12 protein-coding genes are annotated in these 14,190 nt (G+C 62.7%); 7 read left to right on the plus strand and 5 right to left on the minus strand.

Annotation, left to right across the window (positions count from 1 at the left end):
- Positions 1-34: 34 nt before the first annotated feature.
- Positions 35-952: a UDP-N-acetylmuramate dehydrogenase gene (gene murB / locus GKIL_RS12175; RefSeq protein WP_023173922.1), complete on the minus strand. Its 918-nt coding sequence runs from the start codon at positions 950-952 to the stop codon at positions 35-37.
- A complete protein-coding gene (gene murC / locus GKIL_RS12180) occupies positions 949-2,328 on the minus strand; it encodes a UDP-N-acetylmuramate--L-alanine ligase (RefSeq protein WP_023173923.1) in 1,380 nt (459 codons plus the stop codon). The genes murB and murC overlap by 4 nt, the downstream gene beginning before the upstream one ends.
- Before the next feature lie 266 nt (positions 2,329-2,594).
- On the opposite strand from murC, the gene GKIL_RS12185 reads away from it, so the two are divergent.
- Positions 2,595-3,515 carry a ribokinase gene (locus GKIL_RS12185; RefSeq protein ID WP_023173924.1) on the plus strand — a complete coding sequence of 307 codons (921 nt, stop codon included), beginning with the start codon at positions 2,595-2,597 and terminating at the stop codon, positions 3,513-3,515.
- On the opposite strand, the gene purM is transcribed toward GKIL_RS12185, so the two are convergent.
- Entirely contained in the window at positions 3,503-4,522 is a 1,020-nt protein-coding gene (gene purM, locus GKIL_RS12190) for a phosphoribosylformylglycinamidine cyclo-ligase (RefSeq protein ID WP_023173925.1), read from the minus strand. The two genes, GKIL_RS12185 and purM, sit on opposite strands and share 13 nt — an antisense overlap.
- A 67-nt stretch (positions 4,523-4,589) precedes the next feature.
- Here purM and bioF point away from each other — a divergent pair, with 67 nt between their 5' ends.
- Positions 4,590-5,756 carry an 8-amino-7-oxononanoate synthase gene (gene bioF, locus GKIL_RS12195; protein ID WP_023173926.1) on the plus strand — a complete coding sequence of 389 codons (1,167 nt, stop codon included), beginning with the start codon at positions 4,590-4,592 and terminating at the stop codon, positions 5,754-5,756.
- A 13-nt stretch (positions 5,757-5,769) separates the two neighbouring features.
- Here the strand turns inward: bioF and GKIL_RS12200 are convergent, their stop codons facing one another.
- Entirely contained in the window at positions 5,770-6,726 is a 957-nt protein-coding gene (locus GKIL_RS12200; RefSeq protein ID WP_023173927.1) for an NAD(P)/FAD-dependent oxidoreductase, read from the minus strand.
- 225 nt (positions 6,727-6,951) lie between these two features.
- On the opposite strand from GKIL_RS12200, the gene efp reads away from it, so the two are divergent.
- The 3 genes from efp to GKIL_RS12215 all read left to right on the plus strand — a co-directional run bounded on the left by efp (position 6,952) and on the right by GKIL_RS12215 (position 10,412).
- Positions 6,952-7,515, plus strand: a complete 564-nt coding sequence (efp, locus tag GKIL_RS12205) for an elongation factor P (RefSeq protein ID WP_023173928.1) — start codon at positions 6,952-6,954, stop codon at positions 7,513-7,515.
- A gap of 5 nt (positions 7,516-7,520) precedes the next feature.
- Positions 7,521-7,997 carry an acetyl-CoA carboxylase biotin carboxyl carrier protein gene (gene accB, locus GKIL_RS12210; RefSeq protein WP_023173929.1) on the plus strand — a complete coding sequence of 159 codons (477 nt, stop codon included), beginning with the start codon at positions 7,521-7,523 and terminating at the stop codon, positions 7,995-7,997.
- A gap of 78 nt (positions 7,998-8,075) precedes the next feature.
- Positions 8,076-10,412, plus strand: a complete 2,337-nt coding sequence (locus GKIL_RS12215) for a glycoside hydrolase family 31 protein (protein ID WP_023173930.1) — start codon at positions 8,076-8,078, stop codon at positions 10,410-10,412.
- A gap of 96 nt (positions 10,413-10,508) precedes the next feature.
- Here the strand turns inward: GKIL_RS12215 and GKIL_RS12220 are convergent, their stop codons facing one another.
- On the minus strand, positions 10,509-10,898 hold the full coding sequence (locus GKIL_RS12220) for an AbrB family transcriptional regulator (RefSeq protein WP_023173931.1): 390 nt from the start codon (positions 10,896-10,898) through the stop codon (positions 10,509-10,511).
- A gap of 267 nt (positions 10,899-11,165) precedes the next feature.
- Between GKIL_RS12220 and mtnA the strand changes: the two genes are divergently transcribed.
- Positions 11,166-12,200 (plus strand): S-methyl-5-thioribose-1-phosphate isomerase, encoded by a 1,035-nt coding sequence (mtnA, locus tag GKIL_RS12225; RefSeq protein WP_041244721.1) that lies wholly within the window; start codon positions 11,166-11,168, stop codon positions 12,198-12,200.
- Positions 12,201-12,268: 68 nt separating this feature from the next.
- Entirely contained in the window at positions 12,269-14,185 is a 1,917-nt protein-coding gene (gene dxs / locus GKIL_RS12230; RefSeq protein WP_023173935.1) for a 1-deoxy-D-xylulose-5-phosphate synthase, read from the plus strand.
- Positions 14,186-14,190 lie beyond the last annotated feature (5 nt).

Genomic DNA, 14,190 nt, shown 5'->3' on the forward strand with positions numbered 1-14,190 from the left:
GCAAAAGCGTACAACAGAGAGCAAAACGCCACGCCTAGATGCTAGCAAATCGATGGTGCTCGAAGGACCAGAGCAGGCCGCTGCCTAAAAAGCGGACCTCCGGTTCAAGGGCGATACCCCAGTCTGAGAGGACGCGCTCGCGCATGTGGGCCATGAGCGTCAGGATGTCGCGGGCGGTCGCCCCGCCCCGGTTGAGAATAAAGTTGGCGTGCTGTTCGGCGACCTGGGCCGCGCCGATCTGATGGCCCTTGAGCCCCGAACGATCGAGCATCCAGCCCGCTTTTTTGTCGCCCTGCGGATTGCGGAAGACGCTGCCGCAGTTGGGGTAGCCCGAGGGCTGGGTACGGTGGCGAAAAGCATTGTATTCGTCGAGGCGGGCAAGGAGCTTCTCAGGCCCACAGCCCGGTTCGAGGCGCAACCGGGCGCTCAGCACCACCCAGTCGCGCTCTTGCAAGTTGGACGTGCGATAGCCCAGATCCAGTTCAGCAGCCGATACCCGGCGGCGCTCGCCGCTCTCGGTGAGCACCTCGATGCTTTCGAGGCTATCGGAGAGCTGGGCACCGTGGGCACCGGCGTTCATCACCACCGCCCCACCGACGCTGCCGGGTACGCCCACGGCCCATTCGAGCCCCGACCAGCCCCGGCGGGCCATCTGGTAGGCGAGGGCGGCAATCGATTCGCCCGCCTTCGCTTCGAGCACCCCGTCTTCGGGCGTCTTAAATCCCCGCCAGCTGCGCAGATGAACGACCAGCCCGCTGATGCCGCTGTCGCTGATAAGCAGGTTGGTGCCCGCGCCGATGATCGTCACCGGCAGACCTTCGCGGCGCGCCCAGGCGAGGGTCTCGTCGAGCACTCTTTCGCGCGTTGGTTGCAGATACCACTGCGCCGGGCCGCCCACCTGGTAAGCCGTCAGGAGGGCGAGGGGAGCAGACGCCTGCAGCTGATCTTTCATAGGGCGAGGGCGGACGGTTCGGCCCGCTGTTCGAGAAGTTCAGGGATGATCCGGTTGAGGTTGCCCGCCCCTAAAAACAGAGCCAGATCGCCGGGACGCAGGGTCTGTTCGAGGTAGCGCTTGAGCCCTTCGAGGGTGGCCTCGAAGTGGACGTCCGGGTGGTAGCGGCCAATCGTGCTTGCGATGAGGGTGCCGCTGATGCCGTTGGCGTTGGTCTCACCCGCCGCGTAGATCTCGGTGAGGACGACCAGATCGGCGTCGCCGAAGGCCGGACCAAATTCGTCGAGCAGCAGGTGCGAGCGGCTGTAGCGGTGGGGCTGAAAGACGGCGACCACCCGGCGGCCCTGCAGGCGGGCGGCAGCCAGGGTGGCCCGCACCTCGCTCGGGTGGTGGGCGTAATCATCGACAAAGAGAATATCGTTGCGCTCGCCGATGCGCTGAAAGCGCCGGTGCGCCCCCTTGCAATCGCGGATACTGGCGGCGATCTGCTCGAAGCTCAGCCCCAGGTGCCGGCCCACCGCCACCGCCGCCAGGGCGTTGCTCAGGTTGTGGCGGCCCAATAATTTCAGGTGCAGCTCGCCCAGCACCGCGCCGCGCTCGAGGATAAGGGCGCTGGTGCCCTGGGGACCAAAACTGACTTGATCGACAGTGTAATCGGCCCCAGGTCTGCCTTCGAGGCTGTAGCTGCAGCTCAAGTCGATGTTGTCGCGCAGGGTCTGGCAATCGAGGCAGCCCACCACGAAGCGCGACTGGCGGGCAAATTGCTGGAAAGCTTCGACGATCTGGTTGAGGTTGCGGTAGTGATCGAGGTGATCGCCCTCGATGTTGGTGATCACCGCCACCTCCGGCGAGAAGAGCACCAGCGAGCCGTCGGACTCATCGACCTCGGCCACCAGATGCGGGCCTTTGCCCAGGCGGGCATTGCCTGCAAATTCGTCTACCTCGCCCCCTACCAGCACCGTCGGGTCGAGGCCGTTGTTGTAGAGCATGACCGCGATCAAGCTGCTGGTGGTCGTCTTGCCGTGGGTACCCGAGACGCCGATCATCCGGTAGCCCTCGGCCAACTGCGCCAGCACCTGGGCGCGGTGGGCAATCGTGATGCCCCCCGTGCGCGCTGCCAGCAACTCCGGGTTGTCCGGCTGAATGGCGCTGGAGAAGACCAGCCGGGTCACCCCTTTGAGGTTGTCGGCGCGATGGCCGTAAAACACAGAGATCCCCGACGCTTCGAGCCGCTGCGTCTGCTGGTTGGGGCCCAGATCGGAGCCGCTTACCTGCTGGCCCTGGGAGCGCAGCACCAGAGCCAGACCAGACATACCAATTCCACCGATACCGACAAAATGCGTCACTTCGCCTGCAACCAGCGGGCCTGTAGACATGTTCACTCCCGTTTCACACCCGTTTTTCTGAGCCTCAATCGACATGAATCGCTAGATCATGACGGCCATAATCTACCATGTAAAACAGTAGATATAGCGTTTTTTCCCCTGAAAGGCAGGATCACAGACTGTCCAATCAATTTTTTTCTCCGCTTGTATCCAGTTGCAAACGTCCTCTATATAGCAGAAATAGCAAAGAAGATTAAGCACCCAGGACCACCGGAGGAGGTAACCTGCTGAGGGTAGGTTCACCGCCGGTGATCGAGATGAGCACAGCAGGCCCACGGGTGGTTGTCGCCGGTAGCATCAACATGGATATCGTCCTCTCGGCCCATCGTCATCCGCTGCCCGGCGAGACGATAAGCGGCCAGAGAGTCCAGTTTTTTGCCGGCGGCAAGGGAGCCAACCAGGCGATTGCTGCCCACCGCCTGGGAGCAGCAGCGCAGCTGGTAGGCCGGATAGGCGACGATCTATTTGGCCGGGATCTGCGCAATTTTCTGGTGGGCGAGGGGCTGGCGTTCGATCAGATTTATCCGAGCAAAGGGGCGAGCGGCACGGCGCTCATCGTCGTCGTCCCGACGGGCGAGAATACGATCGTCGTCGTCCCTGGTGCCAACGGGCAGCTCAGCGCTGCCGATGTCGAGGTCGAAATCCACCCCGACGACGTGCTGATAAGCCAGCTGGAAATTCCGATTGCAACCGTCACCCACTTTTTTGGGCGGGGCCGCTCCGTGGGAGCCCGCACCCTGCTCAACGCCGCCCCGGCTCAGCTGCTACCCGCTGAACTGTTGCTGCTCATCGATATATTGATCGTCAACGAGACGGAACTCGCGATCTTGAGCGGTAGGACCGTTCAACCCGATAGTCCCCAGAGCGTCGCTGCCGCCGCCCAACTGTTGCAACGGGCGATCGAGACCGTCGTCGTCACCCTGGGAGCCCATGGGGCGGTGGCCTGCAGGGGTACGGATCTGCTGGTCGTGCCGGGCCGGCGTGTCCAGGCCATCGATGCGACCGGGGCGGGCGATTGCTTTGTCGGTGCTCTGGCTGCCAGGCTGGCAGCGGGCGAAGCGCTGGAGCAGGCGCTGGGCTTTGCCAATGTTGCCGCCTCACTCTGCGTCGAGCGTCCGGGGGCGGCTGGGGCGATGCCGACTCTGGGGCAGGTGCAGGCCGTACTTCAGATAAAGTAGACCGCCGGTGCCGGTGCGTCGATGACGGTGCCCACCCGGTAGACCTTCTCGCCCCGCTCGCCCAAAAAATCGGCGATCCGCTCAGCTTCGTCTGCCCCACAGGCGAGCACCAGACCCAGGCCCAGGTTAAAAGTCGTCTCCATGTCCTGCTGGAGAACCTCGCCGTGGGTGGCAAGCCAGTGGAAGATGGGCGGCACCGGCCACGAACCGCGCACCAATCGGGCCGCCAGCCCCCCCAGGGCACGCGGCACATTTTCGATGAGGCCGCCACCGGTGATGTGGGCGATGCCGCGAATATCCAGACCCGCTTTGAGGGCAGCCAGCACCGGTTTGACGTAGATGCGGGTGGGGGTGAGCAGCGTCTCACCCAGCGGAGTGTCAAAGCCGGGCGGTATCTCCTGCCAGTCGTGGCCCGTCACCTCGACGATCCGGCGCACCAGGCTGAAGCCGTTGCTGTGAACGCCGCTGCTGGCCAGTCCCAAAAGCACATCGTCTGGCCGGACCCGGCTCCCGTCGATGAGCCGGTCGCGCTCGACGATCCCGACGCAAAAGCCCGCCACGTCGTATTCGCCCCGCTCGTAAAAGCCGGGCATCTCCGCCGTCTCGCCCCCCAGCAGGGTGCAGCCCGCCTCCAGACAGCCGGCGGCAATTCCTTCGACCACCTGGGCAAGTTGGGCAGGGGCGAGGCTGCCGGTCGCCAGATAATCCAAAAAAAACAGCGGCTCCGCCCCCTGGGCCAGGACATCGTTGGCGCACATCGCCACGCAGTCGATGCCGATAGTGTCGTGGCGATCGAGGGCAAAGGCGAGCTTGAGCTTGGTGCCGACGCCGTCGGTACCGGCCACCAGCACCGGCTCACTGTAGCCTGCGGGCAGGGCAAACAGGCCGCCGAAGCCACCCACCGATCCCAGTTGTTCGGGGCGGCGGGTGCGCTCGACGGCACTCCGGATGCGGCTCACAAACTCGTGGCCCGCCTCGATATTCACCCCGGCTGACTTGTAATCCATCGACTGTTCTCGGGTTTTCTTCTCAGGGTATCAGCAAGCTTCCCGCTGCCGCGCTTATCGTAAGGGGATGAATGGCGATCCTTACGCCTGGATTCGATCGGATCTGGCGAGTCTGCACCGCGCCGGCTGGTACCGTTCTACCCTGCCGGGCACGGGCCGCGCCGGGGCGTATACCCAGATCGGGGGCAGGCCGGTGCTGCAGTTTGCGAGCAACGACTACCTGGGTCTGGCAGGCGATGGGCGGCTTATTGAGGCGGCCTGCAGGGCAACGCAGCACTACGGCACCGGGGCTACCGGTTCGCGCCTTTTAAGTGGGGAGCGGCCCATCCACCGCGAACTGGAGCGGGCGCTGGCGGACTGGAAAGGCTGCGAGGATTGCCTCGTATTTTCTTCGGGCTACCTGGCCAATCTGGGAGCGATCCCGGCGCTGGTGGGCCGCCGGGATCTCATCGTGGCCGACGAGCGCAACCACGCCTCGCTGCGCAGCGGGGCAGAATTGAGCGGAGCCAGGCAGTTATTTTATGCCCACGCCGATCTGGCCGCCCTCGAAGCGCTGCTGGTCGCCGAGCGGCACCGGCACCGGCGCTGTCTTATCTGCACCGACACGGTCTTCAGCATGGACGGCGACCTGGTGGACCTGGCGGGGATCGCCCGGCTGGCGGAAGACTATCGCTGCATGTTGCTGGTGGACGAGGCCCACGCCACCGGGGTTATCGGCCCGAGGGGAGCAGGGGCGGTAGAACACTTTGGGCTGCCGGGGCCGCTGGTGCAGATGGGAACGCTCTCTAAGGCCCTCGGCAGCCTGGGCGGCTATATCTGCGGCAGCGCCGAACTGGTCGATTACCTGCGCAACCGGGCCCGAAGCTGGATCTATACGACGGGGCTCTCACCGGCGGATGCGGCGGCGGCTACCGCCGCTGTCGCCATTGCCAGAAACGACGCTGATCGCCGGGAGCAGCTCTGGGAGAATATCCGCCACCTGCGCTCTGAACTGGACGGGCTGGGAATCGAGCAACTGCCCAGCGATTCGGCGATCCTCTGCGTGCAGGTGGGCGACATCGAGGCAACCCGCCGCTTCGCTGCAAAGCTCCTGGAGGACGGCATCTTTGCCCCGGCTATCCGGCCACCGACGGTCAGCACCAGCCGCATCCGCTTCTCGCTCAGCGCCATTCATACCGACGAGATGATCGACCGGTTGTTGGGGGCTATTGGGCGTTGGCGACAGGTGGGATAGTTGCTGCCGACCCTCAGGTGTGATCCCAGTCGGGCTTGATCGACTTGCGGCTTTTAAGATAGCGATCGATCGCCATCGCTGCTATGCAGCCGTCGCCCGCCGCCACCACCGCCTGCTTGAAAGGCGTGTTGCGAATATCACCGATTGCCCAGACTCCCGGAACGGAAGTCTGCATCATCTCGTCTACCTGCACACCGCCGTCGGGCTTGAACTGAACCTGGCCGCCGATAAAATCGGTGATGGGCTTAGAACCCTGCATGTAGACGAAGACGCCCTCGACCGGCAATTCCTTGAGTTCCTTCTCGCCTGGATGGCAGACCTCGATGCCGGTGACACCCGCCTCCTCACCTTTGATTTTCATCAGTTTGGTCTTGTTCCAGAGCTTTACACTCGGATGACCCAACAGCTCCTCAGCATGGCCGTCCAGCGTGTGCGGGTCCTTGGGGGTGATCCAGTGGACGGCGGAGGCGAACTTGGTCAGCACCTGCGCCTCCTCGATCGCTTCGGGGTTGAGGCCGACGACGGCCACCTCGCGGTTGCGGTAGAAGGCTCCATCGCAGGTGGCGCAGTAGCTTACGCCCCGGCCCAAAAATTCAGCCTCCCCCGGAATCGAAGCGATCCGGCCCATCGCTCCGGTGGCGAGCACCAGGGCACGGCCATTGTATACACCATCGGGAGTATAGACTTTTTTGATTGGTTCGCTGATGTCGATGCCGTAGACCTGGGAGCGCTGGTAGGTCGTGCCAAACTCCACCGCCTGTTCGCGCATCAGATCGAGCAATCTCTCACCGCTCATCTCGCCCAGAATGCCGGGATAGTTGGCGATCTTGTGGGTAATGGCGAGGGCCCCGGCCTGGGCATTTTTGTCGAGGATGACGGTCTTAAGCTCGGCGCGGGCGGTATAGAGCGCACAGGTACAACCTGCCGGACCACCGCCGACAATCACCACGTCGTAGTCGAATTGTTCCATTCCCGCTGCCTCCCACTCGCCTACCAGGCCACCTCTTCAGATTAGTTCTCAAATGGAACACAGTCAAAGTGAGCACTTGCTCAAGGTTCCACAGGAGATCATTCAACTTAACTTTGGGGCCGCAGGTAGCGCACCCGACGCAAACTGGCAGGAGGCGGCAGGCCAGTTGACGGCGGCTGGAGCGCTCAAGTTTAATGGGTGACGGCCCTTTTCCCGACAGGCTTCATGATCTCAAGCAACGATTTTCGTACCGGCACCACTATCGAACTCGATGGGCAGGTCTGGCGGGTGGTCGAATTTTTGCACGTCAAGCCGGGCAAGGGGTCGGCCTTTGTGCGCACCAAGCTCAAAAACGTGATCAACGGCAACGTCAACGAGCGCACCTTCCGCGCAGGCGAGACAGTACCCCAGGCGGTGGTCGAAAAGCGCGAGATGCAGTTTGTCTACCCCCAGGGCGACAACGAGTTCGTCTTCATGGACATGGAATCTTACGAGCAGGAGGCGCTCAGCCGTGAGACGATCGGCGACGGAGCCAAATATCTCAAAGAAAACATGAGCGTCTCGATTCTCAAGTGGCGCGACCGGGTAATTGGCGTCGATCTGCCGAACACGGTCGTGCTCACCGTCACCGAAACCGATCCGGGCGTCAAGGGCGATACTGCCCAGGGCGGCACCAAACCTGCCAAGGTCGAAACCGGCGCGGTCGTGATGGTGCCACTGTTTATCACCGTTGGCGAGAAGATCAAAATCGATACGCGCGACGATTCTTACCTTGGGCGCGAGAACTGACGCCAGTGAACATCGATCTTTCAGAAATCCGCGAACTGATTGCCATCCTTAACCAGACGGACGTTACCGAACTGACGATCGAGGCGGAAGGTTTTCGCCTCTCGATCCGCAAAGAGGGCGGCAAGGTGGTTGTCCAGTCGCCCGCAGCGCTCCCCCTGCCAGAGGTCGCCAATGCGGTACCCCCCGCAGCACCTGCCGAAAAATCAGTCGCGCCGCCTGCAGTGAGCGAACCGGCAAAGCCCACGATCGAGATCGTCGCTCCAATGGTCGGCACCTTCTATCGGGCTCCTTCTCCAGATACCCCTAACTTTGTCGAGCCTGGCACTGCCGTTCAGATCGGCCAGACCGTCTGCATCATCGAGGCGATGAAGCTGATGAATACGATCGACAGCGAAGTGGCCGGTCGGGTCGTCGAGATTCTCGTCGAAAACGGTGAGCCGGTCGAGTACGGTCAAAAACTGATGCGCCTCGAAGCGCTCTAAGCCGAGATCTCTCCTCAGGCGGTAGCCTGCGGCAAGCGTGCCGTTATAAGCCTGAGAGGCAGAATCTTTGCTGACTCTATGCCCCAGTACTTTGGCCAGTTGCCCACCAGTGACCTGCCCTGGTCCACTCCCCAGGCGATCACTTCCTGGACAAGACACTTGCGGGGCGTGCGCTTCGAGTGCGGCGGGCCCACTCTGGATCTGACGGTTCTGGCCCACGACCTCGTGCGCGTGCGCTTTGCGCCGGGCGGGACTTTTTTGCCGCGCCGCTCCTGGGCTGTGAGTCGCCACGACAGCGAGTGGCCGGCGGTTGATTTTGGATTTGCTGAAAGGAGCGAAGGGTTCGAGCTGACGACAGAGCAACTGCGCATCGTCGTCGAGCGCGCCACTTGCCGCCTCGGCTGTTTTGATCCGGCGGGCCGAGCCTTTGCTTGCGATTCGGCTGCGGGCCTCGGCTGGCGCACCGGACAGATAGCCGCCTGGAAGCGCATCGAGGCGGACGAGCATTTTTATGGTTTCGGCGAGCGCACGGGACTGTTGGACAAGCGCTCCGAGCGGCTCACCAACTGGGCAACCGACGCCCTCGACTACGGCTCGCTCACCGACAACATGTACCAGGCGATTCCTTTTTTTATCGCCCTCAGGCCAGGGCTCGCCTACGGCGTGTTTCTCAACAGTACGTTTTTTAGCCACTTTGACCTGGGGGCCGAAAAATCTGGTTGCTGGCAGATGCAGACTTGCGCCCCTGAACTCGACTACTACCTTATCTATGGCCCCACGCCCGAGCGGATCCTCTTTCGCTACACAGAGCTGACGGGCCGAGCACCGTTGCCGCCAATCTGGGCCCTGGGCTACCACCAGTGCCGCTGGAGCTACGACAGTGAAGACGAAGTCTACGAACTGGCCCGCACCTTTCGATCGCGGCGCATCCCCTGCGATGTGATTCACCTCGACATCGATTACATGCGCGGCTACCGGGTTTTTACCTGGAGCCCGAGCCGCTTCAGCGATCCGAAAAAACTAATCAGCGATCTGGGTTCCCAGGGCTTTCGGACCGTGGCGATCGTCGATCCAGGAGTCAAGTACGAGCCGGAGGCAAATTACGCCGTCTTCGATCAGGGCCTGGCAAAAAATTACTTCGTGCGCACCGCTTCGGGGCAGCTCTTCCACGGCTACGTCTGGCCCGACAAGGCTGTGTTTCCCGATTTTCTCAACAGCGCCGTGCGCCGCTGGTGGGGCGACTGGCACGCCAGATTGACCGAGATGGGTGTCGCCGGGATCTGGAACGATATGAACGAACCGACCATCGACGATCGGCCCTTCGGCGACGGCGGCACGAAAATAAGCTTCCCGAGCGACGCCGCCGCAGGCGATCCCGCCGAGCAGGCCACCTGGGCGGAGGGCCACAACCTCTATGGCCAGCAGATGGTGCGCGCCTGCCGGGAAGGGCTGGATCGCCTGCGGCCCACCGAGCGCTCCTTTGTCCTTACTCGCTCCGGCTTTGCCGGCATCCAGCGCTATGGGGCGGTGTGGATGGGCGACAACCAGTCGCAGTGGGAACATCTGGAGCTGTCGCTGCCGATGCTGTGCAACATGGGCCTCTCGGGGGTCGCTTTTGTCGGTGCCGATATCGGCGGCTTTGCCCGCAACGCGACAGCGGAGCTGTTTGCCCGCTGGATGCAGGTGGGGACGCTCTATCCGCTGATGCGCGGCCACTCGGCTCTGCACACCGCCCGGCACGAGCCCTGGGTCTTTGGCGAGCGGGTCGAGGCGATCTGCCGGAAGTATATCGAGCTCAGGTATCAGCTTCTGCCCTACCTCTACACCCTCTTCTGGCGGGCAATGACGCACGGGGAACCCATCTTGCGGCCTCTGGTCTACCAGTACCCCGACGATGAGCGCACCTATCAACTGCACGATCAGGTGCTGCTCGGGCCGCTGCTCATGGCCGCTCCGATTCTGCGCCCCGGCAGCGATTGCCGGGCCGTCTACCTGCCTGCGGGCCTCTGGCACGACTGGTGGACGGGCGAGCGCTTCGAGGGACCCGCCCACATCCTGGCCCACGCCCCCCTCGATCGCCTGCCCCTTTATGTACCCGCCGGAGCGGCTTTGCCCATGAACCCGGTGCGCCAGCACACTGGGGAACCAACCGATGCACTGATCTGGCGGGTCTGGCCGGGCGAGGGCAGCTGGACACTTTATGAGGACGATGGCAACAGCTTCGCCTACCGCGAGGGGCAATGGGCCACCACCACCTGCCGCGTTCAGCAGACAGCCGTCGAACTCACTGAGCGGCAGGGCAACTGGCAGCCCCCCGAGCGTCAGATCCGCATCGAGCTGCTCGGTTGCGGCAGCCGGCAATTTTGCGACGACGGTGCCGCCCGGCAATTGCTGTTTCGCGAGTCTTGCAATTAAAAAGTGTTCTGTGAACAGTTTTAGTCGATAGATCCGGCCTGCTGGATGGATAGGACTGCTGATTTAGACGGTGAGGAGCAAAAGGCAGGAGGGGTATCAGGTTTCAGTATTTTCGGGGGTGGAGGAGCCATCGAGTTGGACGAGTTTGATGTGCTTGCGACCGATCTGAATTTCAAATTCGGTTCCTGGCTCCAGGCCCATCTGGCGCGTATAAGCGGTACCGATGAGCAGGTTGCCGTTTTGTTGGACTTTGATACGATAGCTGGCTTTACGGCCACCACGCACACCTTCGCCTTCCTCTTGCTGCGGCGTGAGAGAGATATTGTTGGCTTGCAAGATTGCACTTTGAAAGGCCAGCATTTTTACCCGCTTTTGCCCCGACTTGGTGACGGTTGTGTAACCGGCAAGTTCAGCGAGTTGCTTGGCACTTTTGCTCTGGTTCTCTTTGATCAGCTTTAACAGTTCCTTGCCTTGAAATGCTGCCATCTTCGCTCCACTCATCTGAGATCGAGTTAACTTGAAACATATTACATCAGTTCATCTAAATGAAAACTGGCTGCCGGATCATAAAGCTTGATCAATCGTATTTTTAGATGAGATTTGCCGGGCGAGCGGTCCCTCGATGTGCGATCGCCTCCTGCGATCGCGTCTTGGCCAGCCCAGAGATCGGCGAGTTGTTGAGTCCAATCCGGGCGCGATCCGGGGCACTAGCGGTGCAAAATAGAAGGCACTGCGCTGATGGATCTGCTCTCTATGACTTCTGCTCGCACCCGCTCTGAGATTCGGCCTGTGCTCTGGGATGGCCAGTCCTGTCTGCTCATCGACCAGACGGCGTTGCCTGGCTCTTTGCGCACCGTCGCGATCGAGACGAGCGAGCAGATGGCCACTGCCATCCGCACGATGATCGTGCGCGGTGCCCCGGCGATCGGGGTGGCCGCCGCCTTCGGGATGGTCCTGGGACGGCGCGAGGCCGATCCGGCCCAGCCGCTGCCCCACCTCCAGAAAGTTGCCAGTCTGCTCAGATCGACCCGGCCCACCGCCGTCAACCTCTTCTGGGCAATCGACCGGATGCTCGCTGCCGCCCACCTCGATTCGAGCGTTGCCCACCTCGAGGGCGAGGCGATTGCGATCCTCGAAGCGGACATCGCCACCTGCCGGGCAATCGGCGATCACGGCCTCGCTGCTTTGCCTGCCACCCCGCACCGCTTGCGCCTGCTCACCCACTGCAACGCCGGGGCGCTCGCGACCGCCGGTTACGGCACTGCCCTCGGGGTGGTGCGCTCGGCCCATCGCGCCCACAGACTTGAGCGCGTCTGGGCCGATGAGACCCGCCCGCGCCTGCAAGGAGCACGGCTGACGGCCTGGGAACTGGTGCAGGAGGGTATTCCAGTCACGGTCATCGCCGACACCGTAGCCGCCCACCTGCTGGGCAAAGGTCAGATCGATGCGGTGGTGGTCGGTGCGGACCGGATCGCCGCCAACGGCGATGTCGCCAACAAGATCGGCACGCGCGGCGTGGCGATCCTGGCCCACTACCACGGTGTGCCCTTCTTCGTCGTCGCTCCCTGGTCTACGATCGACCTCGATCTGGCCGATGGTTCGGGGATCGCTATCGAGGAGCGCAGCCCCGAGGAGGTGCGCACGATCGACGGGGTGGTCCTTGCCCCGGAGGGCACCGATTTTTATAACCCGGCCTTCGACGTTACCCCCGCCGCCTTAATTAGCGGCATCGTCACCGAGACCGGCGTCTTTGCCCCGGCCCAACTGGGGGCGGCCCTCAGGCGGTAGGCGGCTGCTTCTATCCAGGCGCACACTTTTCGTTATATTAAGTGGGAGAGATAAGACCGGAGTAGGGCATGAACTTGAGCGATCTGTGCCACCCGAACCAGTTGCGCGAGCTGAGCGTCCCCCAACTGGCCCGCCTTGCCCAGCAGATCCGCCAAAAACACCTTGAGACGGTGGCGGCGACGGGTGGTCATCTCGGTCCCGGCCTGGGGGTGGTCGAGTTGACTCTCGGCCTGTATAAAACCCTCGATCTCGACCGCGACCGGGTTGTCTGGGATGTCGGCCACCAGGCTTATCCCCACAAGATGCTCACAGGCCGCTACGCCAACTTTCATACCCTGCGCCAAAAAGACGGCATCGCCGGTTATCTCAAGCGCGCCGAGAACCCCTTCGACTGCTGGGGGGCAGGCCACGCCTCCACCAGCATCTCCGCTGCCCTCGGCATGGCTCTCGCCCGCGACTTTCAAGGACTGAACCGCAAGGTGGTGGCGGTGATCGGCGATGGGGCGCTCACCGGCGGCATGGCCCTCGAAGCGCTCAACCACGCCGGCCACCTGGCAAAGACGAACCTGATGGTCATCCTCAACGACAACGAGATGTCGATCTCAGAAAACGTCGGTGGCCTGTCGCTCTACCTCAACCGCCTGCGCACCGATCCGGCCCTGCGCCAGCTGCGCAGCAACCTCGAATCGCAGTTATTCAACTTTCCGCTGCTTGGCTCGACTTTCAGCCCCGAATTCGAGCGCTTCAAAGATTCGCTCAAGTACATGACCATGACCCGCTCCAAGGCGGGCGTGATCTTTGAGGAACTGGGATTTACCTACCTGGGGCCGATCGACGGCCACAACCTGAGCGATCTCATCGAGACGTTCGAATTTGCCCACAATCTGACTGGACCGGTCTTTGTCCATGTGATCACCGTCAAGGGCAAGGGCTACGAGGTCGCCGAGCGCAACCAGGTCACCTACCACGCCCAGAACGCCTTTGATCTGACCACCGGCAAGGCCAAGCCATCCAGCAAGCCGACCCCACCCGCCTACACTTCGGTATTTGCCAGCACCCTGCTCAAACTGGCCGAACAAAACGAGAAGATCGTCGGGATCACAGCGGCGATGCCCACCGGCACTGGCCTCGATAAATTCAAGGAGCGCTTTGCCGATCGCTACTTCGATGTCGGCATCGCCGAGCAGCACGCCGTCACGATGGCAGCGGGCCTGGCTGCCGAGGGGATGCGACCGGTAGCGGCCATCTATTCGACCTTCTTGCAGCGGGCCTTCGACCAGATCGTCCACGATGTCGCCATTCAAGATCTGCCGGTCTTCTTCTGCCTCGACCGGGCCGGCGTGGTGGGCGAGGACGGCCCCACCCACCACGGCGTCTTCGATTTAGCCTACCTGCGCCAGATCCCCGGCATGGTGGTGATGGCTCCCAAGGACGAAGCCGAGTTGCAGCGGATGCTGGTGACCGGTGTGCAGTACACCAAGGGTCCCATCGCCGTGCGCTATCCGAGGGGGGCAGGCGTCGGTGCGCCGCTGATGGCCGAAGGCTGGGAGGCTGTACCGGTGGGCAAAGCCGAGGTGCTGCGCACCGGCGACGATCTGCTCATCGTCGCGATCGGTTCGATGGTCCATCCTTCACTGCAGGCCGCCGCCCTTTTAAGCGAGCACGGCATCGCTGCCACCGTCGTCAACGCCCGCTTCGCCAAGCCCCTCGACACCGAGTTGATTCTGCCCCTTGCCCGCCGCATCGCACGGGTGGTAACCGTCGAGGAAGGCTGCCGCACCGGTGGCTTCGGCTCAGCGGTACTCGAAGCGCTCATGGACGCCGGGCTCGCCGTACCGACCCTGCGCATCGGCATCGACGACAGGTTCGTTACCCACGCTAGCCGTTCCCAGCTTCTGGAGATGCTTGGCCTCACCCCGACAGGCATCGCCCAAACGATCCAGCAGAGCCTGAATACCCAACCGGCAGCCCAGCCGCAGCCTTGATCCGC

It is taken from the genome of Gloeobacter kilaueensis JS1 (assembly GCF_000484535.1).
Taxonomy (GTDB): Bacteria; Cyanobacteriota; Cyanobacteriia; order Gloeobacterales; family Gloeobacteraceae; genus Gloeobacter; species Gloeobacter kilaueensis.